The organism is Vibrio sp. SCSIO 43133 (assembly GCF_023716845.1).
Lineage (GTDB): Bacteria > Pseudomonadota > Gammaproteobacteria > Enterobacterales > Vibrionaceae > Vibrio > Vibrio mediterranei.
On record NZ_CP068024.1, the window covers coordinates 2922316 to 2938613 of the forward strand.

General features: G+C 44.8%; 17 protein-coding genes. 1 reads left to right on the top strand and 16 read right to left on the bottom strand.

The window, feature by feature from the left end; genetic code table 11:
* Positions 1-24: 24 nt before the first annotated feature.
* The 14 genes from ispG to trmJ all read right to left on the bottom strand — a co-directional run bounded on the left by ispG (position 25) and on the right by trmJ (position 12268).
* Positions 25-1149, bottom strand: a complete 1125-nt coding sequence (ispG, locus tag JKJ11_RS13730) for a flavodoxin-dependent (E)-4-hydroxy-3-methylbut-2-enyl-diphosphate synthase (protein ID WP_124940205.1) — start codon at positions 1147-1149, stop codon at positions 25-27.
* Positions 1150-1158: 9 nt separating this feature from the next.
* Positions 1159-2112 (bottom strand): cytoskeleton protein RodZ, encoded by a 954-nt coding sequence (gene rodZ / locus JKJ11_RS13735; RefSeq protein WP_252038340.1) that lies wholly within the window; start codon positions 2110-2112, stop codon positions 1159-1161.
* A 488-nt stretch (positions 2113-2600) separates the two neighbouring features.
* Positions 2601-3725: a dual-specificity RNA methyltransferase RlmN gene (rlmN, locus tag JKJ11_RS13740; protein WP_006072569.1), complete on the bottom strand. Its 1125-nt coding sequence runs from the start codon at positions 3723-3725 to the stop codon at positions 2601-2603.
* 189 nt (positions 3726-3914) lie between these two features.
* Positions 3915-4340: a nucleoside-diphosphate kinase gene (ndk, locus tag JKJ11_RS13745; protein ID WP_006072571.1), complete on the bottom strand. Its 426-nt coding sequence runs from the start codon at positions 4338-4340 to the stop codon at positions 3915-3917.
* Positions 4341-4372: 32 nt separating this feature from the next.
* Positions 4373-5671, bottom strand: coding sequence for an aminopeptidase PepB (gene pepB / locus JKJ11_RS13750; protein WP_088876171.1), 1299 nt, complete (start codon positions 5669-5671; stop codon positions 4373-4375).
* A gap of 176 nt (positions 5672-5847) precedes the next feature.
* On the bottom strand, positions 5848-6048 hold the full coding sequence (iscX, locus tag JKJ11_RS13755; protein ID WP_006072574.1) for a Fe-S cluster assembly protein IscX: 201 nt from the start codon (positions 6046-6048) through the stop codon (positions 5848-5850).
* Positions 6049-6062: 14 nt separating this feature from the next.
* Positions 6063-6401, bottom strand: coding sequence for an ISC system 2Fe-2S type ferredoxin (gene fdx, locus JKJ11_RS13760; protein WP_006072576.1), 339 nt, complete (start codon positions 6399-6401; stop codon positions 6063-6065).
* 19 nt (positions 6402-6420) lie between these two features.
* A complete protein-coding gene (hscA, locus tag JKJ11_RS13765) occupies positions 6421-8271 on the bottom strand; it encodes a Fe-S protein assembly chaperone HscA (RefSeq protein ID WP_252038341.1) in 1851 nt (616 codons plus the stop codon).
* A 23-nt stretch (positions 8272-8294) separates the two neighbouring features.
* Positions 8295-8810: a co-chaperone HscB gene (gene hscB / locus JKJ11_RS13770; RefSeq protein WP_006072580.1), complete on the bottom strand. Its 516-nt coding sequence runs from the start codon at positions 8808-8810 to the stop codon at positions 8295-8297.
* Between the two features lie 67 nt (positions 8811-8877).
* Positions 8878-9201 carry an iron-sulfur cluster assembly protein IscA gene (gene iscA, locus JKJ11_RS13775; protein ID WP_006072581.1) on the bottom strand — a complete coding sequence of 108 codons (324 nt, stop codon included), beginning with the start codon at positions 9199-9201 and terminating at the stop codon, positions 8878-8880.
* A 58-nt stretch (positions 9202-9259) separates the two neighbouring features.
* Entirely contained in the window at positions 9260-9640 is a 381-nt protein-coding gene (gene iscU / locus JKJ11_RS13780; RefSeq protein WP_006072582.1) for a Fe-S cluster assembly scaffold IscU, read from the bottom strand.
* 33 nt (positions 9641-9673) lie between these two features.
* Entirely contained in the window at positions 9674-10888 is a 1215-nt protein-coding gene (locus JKJ11_RS13785; protein ID WP_006072583.1) for an IscS subfamily cysteine desulfurase, read from the bottom strand.
* Positions 10889-10917: 29 nt separating this feature from the next.
* On the bottom strand, positions 10918-11424 hold the full coding sequence (gene iscR / locus JKJ11_RS13790; protein WP_006072585.1) for a Fe-S cluster assembly transcriptional regulator IscR: 507 nt from the start codon (positions 11422-11424) through the stop codon (positions 10918-10920).
* A gap of 112 nt (positions 11425-11536) precedes the next feature.
* Positions 11537-12268, bottom strand: a complete 732-nt coding sequence (trmJ, locus tag JKJ11_RS13795; RefSeq protein ID WP_038227966.1) for a tRNA (cytosine(32)/uridine(32)-2'-O)-methyltransferase TrmJ — start codon at positions 12266-12268, stop codon at positions 11537-11539.
* 177 nt (positions 12269-12445) lie between these two features.
* Here trmJ and suhB point away from each other — a divergent pair, with 177 nt between their 5' ends.
* The gene (gene suhB, locus JKJ11_RS13800) at positions 12446-13249 is read left to right on the top strand and encodes an inositol-1-monophosphatase (protein WP_031493748.1); all 804 of its coding nucleotides are present in this window, start codon (positions 12446-12448) and stop codon (positions 13247-13249) included.
* A 227-nt stretch (positions 13250-13476) separates the two neighbouring features.
* Here suhB and secF read toward each other — a convergent pair whose 3' ends face one another.
* A complete protein-coding gene (gene secF, locus JKJ11_RS13805; protein WP_038227970.1) occupies positions 13477-14424 on the bottom strand; it encodes a protein translocase subunit SecF in 948 nt (315 codons plus the stop codon).
* 9 nt (positions 14425-14433) lie between these two features.
* Positions 14434-16290, bottom strand: coding sequence for a protein translocase subunit SecD (secD, locus tag JKJ11_RS13810; RefSeq protein WP_006074800.1), 1857 nt, complete (start codon positions 16288-16290; stop codon positions 14434-14436).
* Positions 16291-16298: the final 8 nt, after the last annotated feature.

Here is a 16298-nt window from a genome sequence, read left to right on the forward strand (position 1 = left end):
TTTAATACCGTTATATCGTTGAAATTATTTATTTTCTACTTGATTCACTTCGATGCGATTTGACTCATCTAACATCGACGCCTTAGCACGAATTTTTGCTTCGAGCTTATTCACTAGGTCATCATTATCGAAGCGCTCTTTCTGACGTTTACCGTCCTCGTAGAATGCACTTTTCTTGTTACTACCAGCTAAGCCTAGGTGTGAAACTTCTGCTTCACCTGGTCCATTAACCACACAGCCGATAATCGACACATCCATTGGTGTAATCACATCTTCTAAGCGTTGCTCCAGCGCATTTACTGTGCCGATCACATCAAATTCTTGACGTGAACAACTTGGGCAAGCAATGAAGTTGATACCACGAGAGCGAATACGCAATGACTTTAAGATATCAAAGCCCACTTTGATCTCTTCGACAGGATCTGCTGCCAAAGAAATACGTAATGTGTCACCAATACCTTCCGCCAGCAGCATCCCAAGACCAACTGATGACTTCACAGCACCCGCACGTGCGCCGCCAGCTTCAGTGATACCTAAGTGTAGTGGCTGATCAATCTTTTGAGCCAGCAATCGATAAGAGTCTACAGCTAGAAACACATCCGACGCTTTGACACTGACTTTAAATTGGTCGAAGTTTAGACGATCCAAGATATCCACGTGACGCATCGCCGACTCCACCAAAGCAGCTGGTGTAGGCTCGCCATATTTCATCTGAATATCTTTTTCTAGCGACCCGCCATTTACGCCAATACGAATTGGAATGTTTTTGTCGCGTGCGCAATCTACCACAGAGCGAATGCGAGCTTCGTTACCAATATTACCCGGGTTGATACGTAAACAATCTACGCCATACTCCGCAACCTTCAATGCAATTCGATAGTCGAAATGAATGTCAGCAACCAAAGGAATCGAAACTTGCTGTTTGATTTCTCGGAAAGCTTCAGCGGCATCCATAGTAGGAACAGATACACGAACAATGTCTGCACCGACATTTTCTAACGCTTTAATCTGAGCAACTGTCGCAGCAACGTCCGTCGTGCGAGTGTTAGTCATTGACTGAACAGCAATGGGAGCGCCATCGCCGATAGGTACATCGCCCACATAAATACGCGTAGATGGGCGACGTTTAATTGGTGATTCGTGATGCATATTGATTATCTAAGGTAAGGTGAATCGAGCTACTTTGCCTGAAGTATACCCAGAAAGGTCGACAGGTTCACTCGCTAATGTCATAGAAACTTTCTCAGGAGCACCTAAAATCACTTTAAATGGTGCTTTTCCGTTTACATTGACATTGTCGCCCTGCTTTTTGATACCGGTAGTGATAGTTTTTCCGTCCGCGTCTTTTACTTGGATCCAACAGTCACCTGTGAAAGCCATCGTTAAATTAGTCAGACCATCAGCTGGCTTTGGTTGCTCGTTTGCAGTTTGAGGTTGTTCCTCAATTACTGCAACATCTTCCGAAGCCGCTTCTTCAGCGTTAAGATTGGCAGTCTTTGATACCGATTCTGTCGCTACTTCCTCTGTCTGCTCAGGCGTATCGATGATAGCAGACACATCTATAGTTTTTACTTCATCTTCGGCTGGTGCTAATTCAGGCTCAGCAGTAAGTTGTGGCGAAGCGGGTTCTTCTACTTGAAAGGCAGGATCGCTGGTATCTGCGATTTCCGAAAGAGTATCTTTTTGCTGACTTTGTAACCACCAAACCGAGGAGATACCAATAATCACCACGAAAATACCCCAAGTAAGTTTCATTATGCGGCTATCGTGTTTTTCTTTATTGGTTTTCTGAGAGAAGCTCTGCATTGGTTGTTCTGAAGGTTGCGCCTCACTGTGGTGTTCAATAGCACCAAGGATCTCTTTTTCATCTATGCCAACTGCTTTAGCGTAAGAACGTAGATAACCTCGAGTGAAGGTTGCAACTTGCTCACCATCAAAATCATTGGCTTCGATTTTTTGAATGATGGCGACACGCAAGCGTAAACGGTCCGCAATCTGTTTCTGCGTGAGGCCTAGCGCTTCACGTTTCTCTTTTAATATGGTTCCGGCAAGAACGGGCTCTTGTGGTTGCTGTTCAACTTTATCTACTACGGTGTTTTGTTCAGTACTCATTTATCATGTACTTCTTCTGGTTGTGACTATGACGCTACACGCTTAGTTCGTTTTATTTATTGGTGTGATATCGTCATTAGTGTGGTAAATCGTACGTACTAACTGTATTTACAGCATAGTCCCAAATTGCCTACTTCTGCACCTCAATCTATTGCAAAGTGCTCGATTTCATTATGATTTTCGCGCAATGTCGCCCCATAATGGGCCAAGACAGCGGCTGAATGTGACCATCATAGTCGATTCTAACCACGAGTTAAAATCGGCAAACGTAAAACGACGTAAATAGAGCCATTTTTGATAAAAAATTGACACTATCTATAAGGTTCAAGCGACGTTTTGAAATATTTGATTAACAAAACCGATATTTGTTCCATTAATACTGAATTTTTTATCAGTAAATTGTGGCAAAGATCAGATATTTTCGATTACAGCACTATAGATACAAAAAAACCAAGCAAATACTTGGTTTTTCTTTATTTATTTCTGTTTTATACCGTTTTTACCGGAATGGCTTCACCTTTTTGCTCAGCCAACTGCTTGGTGCGTTTAGTACGGTCAATTACATCACCGACTAATTGGCCACACGCCGCATCAATGTCGTCACCGCGAGTCTTACGGACTGTCACAGTGTAGTCATACTGCATTAACGTCTTCATGAAACGATCTATGCGCGAGTTACTCGGTTTCTTGTAAGGAGAGCCCGGATAAGGGTTAAATGGAATCAAGTTAATTTTCGCAGGCGTGTCTTTCAACAATTCTGCAAGCTCACGAGCATGATCCATATCATCGTTGACGTGGTCTAAAAGTACGTATTCAACCGTTACTTTGCCGCGATTAGCATTAGATGACGCAATATAGCGACGAACTGACGCTAAGAAATCTTCGATATCCCAACGATCATTAATCGGCATGATTTCACTACGCAACTTATCATTTGGAGCGTGAAGAGAAATAGCCAATGCAACATCAATTTCACCCGTCATTTGATCAAGACCGGACACCACACCTGAAGTCGATACCGTTACGCGGCGTTTGGACAAACCAAAGCCAAGATCGTCTAGCATAATTTCTAACGCAGGCATCAGATTTTTCATGTTGAGTAGAGGCTCGCCCATACCCATCATCACTACGTTTGTTATTGGACGACGACCAGTCTCTTTTTCAAGGCCGACTTCACGCGCAGCGCGCCAAACCTGACCGATGATTTCCGAGACTTTAAGGTTACGGTTAAAGCCCTGCTGTGCCGTTGAACAGAATTTACACTCCAACGCACAACCTACTTGAGATGAAACACACAACGTTGCGCGGTCATCATCTGGGATATAGACCGTTTCGACATCTTGATCACCTACACGCATCGCCCATTTAATGGTGCCATCTGATGAGTGTTGCGCTTCAGAGACTGTCGGAGCTTTAATTTCAGCCAAACGAATCAGCTTTTCACGAAGCTTCTTGTTGATGTTGGTCATCTTTTCAAAGTCATCACAACCAAAATGATAGATCCACTTCATAACCTGATCTGCACGGAAGGCTTTTTCGCCAAGTTCCTCTTGGAAGAATTTACGCATACCTTTGCGATCAAAATCGAGTAGATTGACTTTTTGTGCGGTCATGTTGCCTCTTCGATGACGGTGATTCTACTTAAGGGCGCGAATTGTACAGCCTTTAGGCGACTACAACAAGCGCTACAAAACCTTAAAATAATAAGGTATTCATTTATAAGTGAACATTTTTTGAACAGCATAAACACTCAATATTAAAAAAGGAGGCTTAAGCCTCCTTGTGTTGAGCGGTATCAATCATTATCGCGGACAAATTTCCGACGTAGGGAAGAAAAATTCAATTTCACGCGCTGCCGACTCTGGACTGTCTGAGCCGTGTACCGAGTTATGACGCATGCTTAACGCGTAATCTGCACGAATGGTTCCACATGCAGCTTCTTCTGGGTTAGTCTTCCCCATAAGCTCACGATAACGAGCGATAGCATCTTCGCCTTCAAGTACTTGAACCATGATAGGACCAGAGGTCATAAACTCGCGCAGTGCATCAAAGAATGGCTTACCCTCGTGTTCAGCGTAAAACCCTTTCGCTTGCTCATCGGTCAAGTGAACCATCTTAGCTGCGATAATTTTTAGACCAGCTTTCTCAATACGATGATAGATCTCACCAATAAGATTACGTTCTACAGCATCAGGCTTAACGATTGAAAATGTTCTTTCTAGGGCCATTATTGTTCCTTATCTTTCTGTTTATATTGTTGTTATTTGGTTTGAGCTTGCTCAGTAAGCAGTCGAGCTAGAGTACGAATACCCATGCCAGTTGCCCCCGCAGACCACTTGTCAGTCCCCGCTTTGCGATAAGTGCCGGCACAATCGAAATGCAACCAACCTTTTTTATAATCGGTAACAAAGTAAGACAAAAATGCCGCTGCAGTGCTTGCACCTGGTGAGTAATCACCACTGCTGATATTTGAAAGATCAGCAAAGTTTGACGGCAGCATACCTCGATGGAAATCTGCTAGCGGTAGTGGCCACAAACCTTCTTTTTCTTGGTTTGCATTGGTTAATGCTTGATGAGTGAGTTCATCATCAAAAGACATGATAGCGTGGTAATCATTACCTAGAGCATTCTTAGCTGCACCGGTGAGCGTAGCACAGTCAATAATCAGCTCAGGGTTTTGTTCACTCGCGTAAATGAGACCATCAGCTAGAACCAAGCGTCCCTCGGCATCGGTATTCATGATCTCAACCGTCTTACCATTTTTATAAGTGATCACGTCACCCAATTTAAGCGCTCGGCCAGAAACCATGTTTTCCGCACAGCAGAGAATCAACTTCACACGTTTATTCAAACCACGCATGATAGCTAATCCCAAACCGCCAGTGATAGTACCAGCGCCACCCATGTCTGCTTTCATCGCCGACATAAAGTTAGAAGGCTTCAGGCTGTAGCCACCAGAATCGAATGTGATGCCTTTACCAACTAGGCACGCAAATACTGGGGCATTTTCGTCACCAGTTGGGTTGTAATCGAGTTGCAGCATTGCCGATGTACGTTCAGAACCGCGACCTACAGCGAAAATACCTTCCCATCCTTCAGTCAGCAGATCTTTATCTTTTACAATGCGGTAAGTAACGTGCTCAGGTGCCGTTGATTTAATGAACTCAGCCGCCATAGTCGCAAGTTGACGAGGCGCAACTTCTTCCGCGCTCTTGTTGATGATGTCACGAGTCCAGTTGGAGGCTTTGATACGTGCATTCAGCTCGTTTTCATCTTGCTCACCGAGTGACGGCAGCGTTACTTGCGTGCTTTTCTTAGAGTTACGGTAGCCTTGATAGAATGCCCAGGTTGATTCTAGATCCCAGCCTTCACCAGCCAGTGTTGCATTAGAAATACCTTGTGAGTCTAATTTACGAGCCGCGCGCTGAATAGCGCCTAAATCGTGGCCCTCGCCTAAGTGGACTGTCGCGCCAGTTTCTGTGAAAGAGATGATTGCTTTGTCGCCCCATTGAGGAGCAGCCGCTTCTTGGCTAAGAAATACCGACATTGTGTTAGACATGGTCTCTCCTTGTCTTAATTCTGTTTTGTGTTGTCGTATCTTATGATTCAAATGATGTTATCACTATGTAGAGACAATACCAATGACCCGCCCAAGGGAATTAATAACAATGTAACATGTAGCGACAAAAAAACGGACCAAAGGTCCGTTTTTAGAAGTAAAGTTAGAGCGATTTATCAATCGTACTCATCCATCCAGCATAAGATGACTGCTTCAAGGATTTTCTCATTAGAACGATTTGGATCATCGTCAAAATCTTCTAGTTCCGTAATCCATTGATGTAAGTCGGTAAAACGAACCGTTTTAGGGTCCATATCTGGAAATTGATCGCACAACTCAATAGCGATATCACGAGAATCAGTCCATTTTAAGCTCATGTATCCTCCACTTATTAGTGATCTTCAGATGCGTGGTTTAACGTGTATTTTGGAATTTCTACCACTAAGTCTTCATCAGCAACAACGGCTTGGCAACCCAAACGTGATTCTGGTTCTAAGCCCCACGCTTTATCTAGCATGTCATCTTCAAGCTCTTCACTCTCTTCAAGTGAATCGAAACCTTCACGAATAATCACGTGACAAGTTGTGCAAGCGCACGATTTCTCACAAGCGTGCTCAATCCCAATACCGTTTTTTAGTGCCACATCTAATACGGTTTCGCCTTCGTTAGCCTCTAACACTGCGCCTTCTGGGCACAGATCTTCATGGGGCAGAACAACTATTTTTGGCATGACTACTTAGTCCTCGAATTTAAATGTTATCTACTGATTGACCGGCAAGAGCTTCGCGAATGGACTTGTCCATACGACGAGAAGCAAATTCTTGGCTCGCTTTATCAGTATCTTTTATACCTTGTTCAATGGCGTCGGCATCGTCACCATTGCGCAGTTTAATTAGTGCTTCAATGGCTTCTACTAGTGTTTGTTTTTCTTGTTCATCTAGTAAAGCATCGCCATCAGCTTGCATCGCTGCAATTAACCCTTCGATAACGCGATCGGCTTCCACACGTTGTTCAGCCAAGGCACGAGCCAACATGTCGTCTTTAGCGTAAGTCATCGAGTCTTTGAGCATATTCGTCACTTCATCATCGCTTAGTCCGTATGATGGTTTGACTTGAATATCAGATTGAATACCAGTGCTCTTTTCCATCGCTGTGACAGACAGTAGACCATCTGCATCAACCTGATAGGTGACTCGAATATGCGCAGCACCCGCCGCCATTGGAGGAATACCTTTAAGTGAAAAACGAGCAAGAGAACGACAATCATCAACCATTTCACGTTCACCTTGAACGATATGAACCGACATAGCCGTTTGACCGTCTTTAAAAGTGGTAAACTCTTGAGCACGGGCAACTGGGATGGTTGTATTTCGAGGAACAATTTTCTCGACTAGGCCACCCATTGTTTCAATACCTAGAGACAAAGGCAGTACGTCGAGTAGCAGCATTTCAGAGTCTGGTTTGTTTCCTGCGAGAATATCCGCTTGAATGGCAGCACCAATCGCAACCACTTCATCAGGGTTAATGCTAGTCAGAGGCGTTTTCCCAAAGAACTCGCCTACCATGTCGCGAACCAAAGGTGTACGGGTTGAACCACCCACCATGACGACTTCAAGTACCTCTTCAGCATCCACTTCCGCATCTTTTAGAGCACGGCGACAAGAAAGAAGGGTTTTCTTAACTAGGGCACGAATGAGATCTTCAAATTGAGCTTTCTCTAATTCGCCTTGCCAACCTAGCACATCCACACTTGCCACATCAGATTGACTCAAGTCGATCTTAGCTTGCGTTGCTGCGTCCAGTAATTCACGCTGCTCTTGAACCGTTAGTTCAGCCTTACCAATTTGCTGCTGCAAATGTTCTGCAACCAAATGGTCAAAGTCATCGCCACCCAGCGCTGAATCGCCGCCCGTTGCGAGTACTTCAAACACGCCACGAGATAATCGCAGAATAGATATATCAAAGGTGCCGCCACCAAGATCATAGACAGCAATCACACCTTCTTGACTACTATCCAAACCATAAGCAATCGCGGCCGCAGTAGGTTCATTGAGTAGTCGTAAGACATGTAAACCAGCTAAGCTCGCTGCGTCCTTTGTGCCTTGACGCTGAGCATCATCAAAGTAGGCAGGAACCGTGATAACCACCCCTGCTAATTCGCCACCTAATGATTCTTCTGCACGTTGAGAAAGTGCTTTTAAGATATCAGAGGACACTTGAATAGGATTCTTCGCCCCACCACGCGTTTGTAATACTGGCAGACCATTATCACTTTCTGTCAAAGAGTAAGGCATAGATGGGTAACGGCTTTGAACATCCGCAAGTGAACGACCTAATAAGCGTTTTACCGAAATAATAGTATTCACTGGATCAGAAGCTGCGTTATCACGAGCCTCAACACCGACCGTGGTAGACTCTTCTGTATAATGCACGGCCGAAGGCAAGATATTTCTGCCATTCGAATCTGGTAGCGTGGCTGCTTCTCCACTTCTTACCGTTGCAACTAGAGAGTTTGTAGTCCCTAGATCAATACCTGCAGCCAACTTATGTTCGTGTGGCGCAGAGCTTTGACCGGGTTCTGCGATTTGAAGTAATGCCATTCAAATATCCTTGGGAGCTTCCATTAACCAAGCAGCTTATCTTCGAGCTGTTCTATTTCACTTTGCAACTTGGCGATAAATTTTAGTTTTCTGACGCTATCTGCAGCTTGTGGCCACTGATTCTGTTCGAGCAGCTGTTGTAACTCAAGCAGTTGTGATTTGAACATTTTGCTGACCTTCGCCTCAAAGTCAAAGAGTTCTGACTCAACATCACTTGAGGTCTCTATTTCTTCGAGGGTCTCACGCAGTTCCATCTGTTCCATTAAGAACATAGGGTCTTGCAAGGTTTGCTGTTCAGCTCGAATATCTACGCCATTCTCAGCCAGCAGATACTCTGCTCGAGAAATTGGCTTACGAAGTACTTCGTATGCGTCATTGATTTGCGCTGCTTTCTGAACCGCAAGCATGCGGTCACGCTCGGAAGCGGTAGCAAAGTTATCGGGATGAAAGCGTCGCTGTAATTCTCTGAATTGAGAAGAAAGAAGGCTACCGTCCAGCTGAAACTGAATAGGTAGCCCAAATAGTTCGAAATGGTTCATAACATAGACTCGCAAACAAGAATCGTGGAGCAACTGGCTAAACCAACTGCACCACGACTATTAAAGGTTAAACATTAAAGCTCTCACCACAACCGCACTCGCCTTTTGCGTTTGGGTTGTTGAATTCGAACCCTTCGTTCAAGCCCTCTTTCACGTAATCAAGCTCTGTTCCATCGAGATAAACCAAGCTCTTTGCATCGATGATGACTTTCACACCTTCATGCTCAAAGACTTCATCACCATCATCAAGTTCATCAACAAACTCAAGAACATAGGCCATACCAGAACACCCAGTGGTCTTTACACCTAAACGTAATCCAATACCTTTACCGCGGTTTTCTAAAAACGTTCTTACTCGGCTTGCTGCTGCTTCTGTCATTGAGATGGCCATACTACAACCTTTGTTTGCTTCTCTTGATGATATATTAAGGCTTGGTTATCCAAGCGATTTAGTCGTGCTTTTTCTTATAATCGGCTACGGCGGCTTTAATTGCGTCTTCCGCAAGAATTGAGCAGTGAACTTTCACTGGCGGCAACTCTAGTTCTTCAGCAATTTCAGCATTTTTGATAGCCGCAGCTTCTTCAATTGATTTACCTTTTACCCACTCTGTAACCAGTGAGCTTGATGCGATAGCTGAACCGCAACCGTAGGTTTTGAACTTCGCGTCTTCGATAATACCTTCTGGTGTTACCTTAATCTGAAGCTTCATTACGTCGCCACAAGCTGGCGCGCCTACCATACCACTTCCCACAGCAGGATCATTTTTATCAAACGACCCTACATTACGTGGGTTTTCATAGTGGTCAATAACCTTTTCACTATATGCCATAATAAATTCCTCGAATCCTCTACTATCGTGAGATTAGTGGTGTGCCCACTCGACCGTATCTAGGTCAATCCCTTCTTTATACATATCCCATAGAGGAGACATGTCACGTAACTTGTTCACTGCTGTTGTAATTTGCTCAATCGCATAGTCGATATCTTCTTCTGTCGTGAAGCGACCAAACGAGAAACGTACAGAGCTGTGTGCCAGTTCATCGTTCAAACCTAATGCACGAAGTACATAAGATGGTTCTAGGCTCGCTGAAGTACATGCTGAACCGGATGATACTGCAAGATCTTTCAATGACATCAATAGCGATTCACCTTCAACAAATGCGAAGCTCACGTTTAGGTTGTGAGGTACACGCTGCTCTAGATCACCATTGATCGTAACGGCTTCAAGATCTTTAACACCGTTTAACAGGCGATCACGCAGAGATTTTGCATGGTCATAATCTTTTTGCATATCTTGCTTAGCAATAGCAAATGCCTCGCCCATACCAACAATTTGGTGAGTCGGTAGCGTACCAGAACGGAAACCACGCTCATGACCACCACCGTGCATTTGTGCTTCTAAACGGATACGGGGTTTACGACGAACGTAAAGTGCACCGATACCTTTAGGGCCATAAATTTTGTGAGCTGACATTGAAATTAAGTCAACTTTCATTTCTTGAACATCAATTGGCAATTTGCCAGCCGATTGCGCAGCATCAACGTGGAAAACGATTTTCTTGCTGCGGCATAGCTCACCAATAGCGGCGATATCTTGAACAACACCAATTTCGTTGTTTACGTGCATGATAGAAACAAGCACAGTATCGTCACGCATTGCAGCTTCTAACTTTGCTAAATCGATAAGACCATTGGCTTCCGGCTCAAGATACGTTACCTCAAAGCCTTCACGCTCTAATTGACGACATGGGTCAAGTACTGCTTTATGCTCTGTTTTACAGGTAATAACATGCTTACCTTTTTTAGCGTAAAAATGAGCAGCGCCCTTGATAGCAAGGTTGTCTGATTCTGTCGCGCCCGAAGTGAAAATAATTTCGCGAGGATCCGCGTTCAACAGATCGGCGATTTGCTCACGCGCGTTGTCTACTGCTTCTTCTGCTTGCCAACCAAAACGGTGTGATCGTGACGCTGGATTACCAAAGGTACCGTCCATCGTCATAAATTGAACCATCTTTTCTGCAACCCTCGGGTCAACAGGACATGTGGCAGAGTAGTCTAGATAAATAGGCAGTTTCATTCTTTACTCCAATGTAAAAGCAACACTACTTACGAGCGAACATTAATTCCGATGGGTGCGGTGCTTGTACTTTTTCTTGAGAACCCATGATTTACCGCAAGATCTACGTCTTGTCGGTCTGAAATTTCTAATACTTCATTATCTACCATCAGCTCACCGAGAGTGATGTTATTTAAGAAGTCACTAATGCGAGAGCTTAAATCTCTCCAAAGCGTATGAGTGAGGCAACGTGTACCACCTTGGCAATCGCCTTTGCCAGCACATTTGGTTGCATCAACAGACTCATCAACAGCAGCTATCACCGTTCCAATTGCAATATCAGACGCTTCTGCGCCGAGTCGGTAACCACCACCTGGACCGCGTACACTGGCTACAAGTCCAGCTTTGCGCAATTTTGAGAACAGTTGCTCTAAATATGACAGTGAGATCCCTTGACGTTCAGAGATATCTGCCAGAGGTACTGGGCTTTGCTGTGAGTGCAGTGCGACATCTAGCATCGCCGTTACTGCATATCTTCCTTTTGATGTTAGTCTCATATCACACGTTTCCACATTGATTATGTGGTTTCGATTTTTCCATACCTGACTATTTTAATCAAGTATTTATTTGACTAAAATAGTCAGGTATTTAACCCAACAGAAAAAGTGGTTATTTTTTAACCCCTAGCCCTTTTTCTATTGACGTTAAAATACCACGCAACGTGTTGATTTCCTGTGACTCAGGGCGAGCTCTGCTGAACATTCTTCGTAATTTGTTCATTACTAACCCTGGTTTATCCTTAGAGATAAACTGGGTATCGGTGATGACTTTTTCAAGGTGTTGGTAGAATAATTCTAGCTCTTTGTGACGTGGATACTCAGCTTGCTCTTGTTCAGGAAATTGGTTGGCCACACGCTGCAAATGTGCAACACGTACTTCATAACTTAATGTCTGAACCGCCATCGCTAAGTTAAGAGAGCTGTATTCCGGGTTTGCTGGAATACAAGTATGAAAATGGCAAAGCTGCAATTCTTCGTTGGTCAAGCCAGTGCGTTCACGACCAAAAACCAAAGCAACAGGGTGTTGCTCACCTTCTATGGCAAACTTCTCGCCACACTCTCTTGGTTCAATCATAGGCCAATCCAATGTACGAGACCGCGCACTTGAGCCAACAACCAAACCACAATCTTCAATAGCATCTTGCAATGAACCAACAATTTGAGCACCAAGCGCAATATCACTAGCACCCGCTGCAAGCGCAATCGCTTGAGCATCTACCTCACATTGTGGGTCAACCAAGACCATCTGGCTTAACCCCATCACCTTCATCGCTCTTGCTGCTGAGCCGATATTACCGGAGTGAGAGGTTCCGACGAGGACGATTTTCACGTTGTCTAGCATTGTCAAATTGCACCGAGATTACAAAACCGACGAATAATAACATAAACCCGACTAAAATAGTCAGGGTCTTTTTATTCACCCCAATGACAGAACAAAAAATAACCACTTCCTTTTTGCCAAAACTTTGGTATACTCGCCGCCGCTTTTTGTTCTTTAACATCCGTTGGGAAAATTCGTATGCATCCAATGCTAAATATCGCTATACGCGCTGCGCGTAAAGCGGGCAACCATATTGCTAAATCACTAGAAAACACTGACAAGATCGAGTCGGTACAGAAAGGCACTAATGACTTTGTTACTAACGTAGACAAAGAAGCTGAAGCACTCATTATCCATACTATTCAAACATCTTACCCTGACCACAGCATCATCGCTGAAGAAGGTGGCATGATTGAAGGTAAAGATAGCGACGTACAATGGATCATCGACCCACTGGATGGCACTAATAACTTCGTTAAAGGTATTCCACACTTCTCAGTATCTATTGCGGTTCGCATTAAGGGTAAAACTGAAGTTGCGTGCGTATACGATCCAATGCTAAACGAGCTATTCACTGCACAACGCGGTGCTGGCGCTCAATTAAACAACGCTCGAATCCGTGTTAACACACTAAAAGACCTAAAAGGTACTATTATCGGTACAGGTTTTCCTTCGAAGCAGAAACAGCACTCTGAAAGCTATTTCAAGATCATGTCAGCAATGTTTGTCGAATGTGCAGACTTCCGCCGCGCAGGTTCTGCTGCTCTTGATCTTTGCTACGTAGGTGCAGGTCGTCTAGACGGCTTCTTCGAACTAGGCCTAAAACCATGGGACATGGCTGCAGGTGAACTTATCGCACGTGAAGCTGGCGCTATCGTGACTGATTTTTCAGGCGGTACTGAGTACATGAAGTCTGGTAACGTTGTTGCTGCAAGTGCACGTGGTGCTAAGAGCATGCTTAAAATCATTCGCGAGAATGGTAACGAAGCTATCCTTAAGTAATTAGCTTAAGACTCACAGCCCGTCACAGCTGAATTTGAAATCCCGGCCATTGGTCGGGATTTTTTTTTAGCGTTTTCGATGCAGTGAGACAGTTACTGTCATCCATTTATGACAGACAAAAAAAGCCACTCGATAGAGTGGCTTTTGCGATTTAGGATGATGCTTTCGTCATCCGTGAGTCACGCCTGTGTGGGGATGACGACGCACTTGAAGTCTAATTCGATGCCTTAAGGCATTTCATCAAACTCTGCACCTTCTTTCTCAATCTGCGGTGGCATTAAGTGCTCTTTCTGGATACCCAGTTTCAGAGCCAGAGCCGATGCAACATAGATTGAAGAATAAGTACCAACGGTAATACCTAACAGCAAGGCTGTTGCGAACCCGTGAATCATCGCACCACCTTGAGTAAAGAGTGCGATAACTACGAATAATGTAGTACCAGACGTAATCAAAGTACGGCTTAACGTTTGAGTGATTGAGCTGTTCATAATGTCAGCTGGCTCACCATTACGCATCTTACGGAAGTTTTCTCGAATACGGTCGAAAACAACGATCGTATCATTGAGCGAGTAACCGACTACGGTAAGCAGTGCCGCAACAATGGTAAGGTCGACTTCGATTTGCATCAAAGAGAAAATACCCAACGTAATTATAACGTCGTGCGCGAGTGCTAGTACCGCACCTGCCGCTAAGCGCCATTCGAATCGTACAGATACATAGATCAAGATACAGATTAACGATACTAGGATCGCTAAACCGCCCGCTTCGGTCAGCTCATCACCCACGTTCGGACCAACAAACTCGATACGGCGCATTTCAACGCTTTCGCCCGTACCTTGTTTAATCGCGTCCAAAATCTGGTTACCTAGTGCTTCCGCTTGTACATCTTCACGCGGACGGAGACGAACCATGACATCACGAGATGAACCAAAGTTCTGAACCGTTGCATCACCGAAGCCTTTCGCATCTAGAGCCGAACGAACTTGCTCAAGATTAGCTGGTTGCTCAAAGCCAACTTCAATCAACGTACCGCCAGTAAAGTCTAGACCCCAGTTCAACCATTTGGTTGACAGAGTAAAGATGGCAGCACCTATCATCACGAGCGACAAGGCAAATGCCGCTTTAGACCAACGCATAAAGTCGATCGTTTTGTCTGCTTTCAATATCTGAAACATAACTAACCCTTAGATCGACAACTTGTTGATGCGCTTACCACCGTACACAAGGTTCACGAGGCATCGTGTACCAATGATGGCAGTAAACATTGAAGTGATAATACCAATCGACAGCGTTACCGCGAAGCCTTTGATTGCTCCGGTACCTACTGCGAATAGAATAATCGCGGTAATTAGCGTGGTAATGTTCGCATCAGCGATGGTACTAAACGCATTGGCATAACCTTGGTGAATCGCTTGTTGAGGGTTACGTCCCTCTTTTAGCTCTTCACGTATCCGCTCAAATATCAGAACGTTAGCATCAACCGCCATACCTACGGTAAGTACGATACCTGCAATACCTGGTAACGTCATCGTTGCACCCGGTATCATGGACATCACACCAACGATCAATACGATGTTAGCCATTAACGCCATATTGGCAAATAGGCCAAATCGACGGTAATAGACCAAGGTGAATAGCATTACGGCGATCATACCTGTAATACATGCCTTAATGCCCATATCAATGTTTTGCTGACCCATTGATGGACCAATGGTACGCTCTTCAACAATCGAAATAGGTGCAATCAGAGCACCGGCACGCAATAGCAGAGCTAAGTTGTGAGCTTCGGCAGCAGAATCGATACCAGTGATGCGGAAGTTGCGACCAAGTGCCGATTGAATCGTCGCTTGGTTAATGACTTCTTCATGCTTATCAAGGATAACTTTGCCTTCAGGTGTGCGCTTGCCGCTGTCTTTATACTCAGCGAAAACCGTTGCCATCAGCTTACCAATATTCTGACGTGAGAACGCCGCCATTTTGTTACCACCTTCGCTATCTAGCGAGATGTTAACTTGTGGGCGACCATATTCATCAGCACTTGAACTTGCATCGGTAATGCTCGCACCGCCGAGAATAACGCGCTTCTTCAACACCACAGGACGACCGTCACGGTCTTGCTTGATTTCACTACCCGCTGGCGCTCGACCATTAGCAGCCGCTGCAAGATCAGCTGAGCTGTCTACTTCACGAAACTCTAGCGTTGCCGTTGCACCAAGAATCTCTTTAGCTCGAGCAGTATCTTGTACACCTGGAAGTTCAACTACAATACGGCTAGCACCTTGACGTTGAACCAGAGGTTCAGCCACACCCAGTTCGTTTACACGGTTACGTAAAATGGTGATGTTCTGCTCAACAGCATAGTTACGAATCTCTTGTAGACGAGTTTCTTTAAAACGCGCTACGAGTGCGAAACGACCATTTGAGTCAGAATCAAAGAAGTCCATGTCTGGGTGTTTCGTGGTTAGCACCGCTTTTGCTTCCGCGAGTTGTTCAGCGTCACGAAGTAGTACTTCAACACCATCTTTGCCCGATGGACGAATGGAGCGGTAGCGAATTCGGTCTTCACGAAGCTCACTACGAAATGCTTCTTCTTGCTGACCCACCAGCTTTTCCATCGCAGCGTCCATATCCACTTCCATCAAGAAGTGAACACCACCACGAAGGTCCAAGCCTAATTTCATTGGGTTTGCACCGATCGACTCTAGCCAGTTTGGCGTAGCTGGCGCTAGGTTCAATGCAACAATGGAATCTTTACCTAAAGCTTGGCTGATTACGTCACGCGCACTGATTTGAGTATCAGTATCGTTGAAACGAACAAGAATGGAGCCATTTTCTAAAGCAATGGACTTACGAGAAAGTTGCTCTTCTTCAAGAGCTTTGGTGACAGTATCCAGCGTCGACATATCAACAGAGGCGCCACGCGCCCCTGTAATTTGAATAGCCGGATCTTCACCGTATAGATTGGGAAGTGCATACAAAGCTGCGATGGCGATGGCAAACACCACCATCAGGTACTTCCACAAAGGATAACGGTTTAGCACAGCGAGGA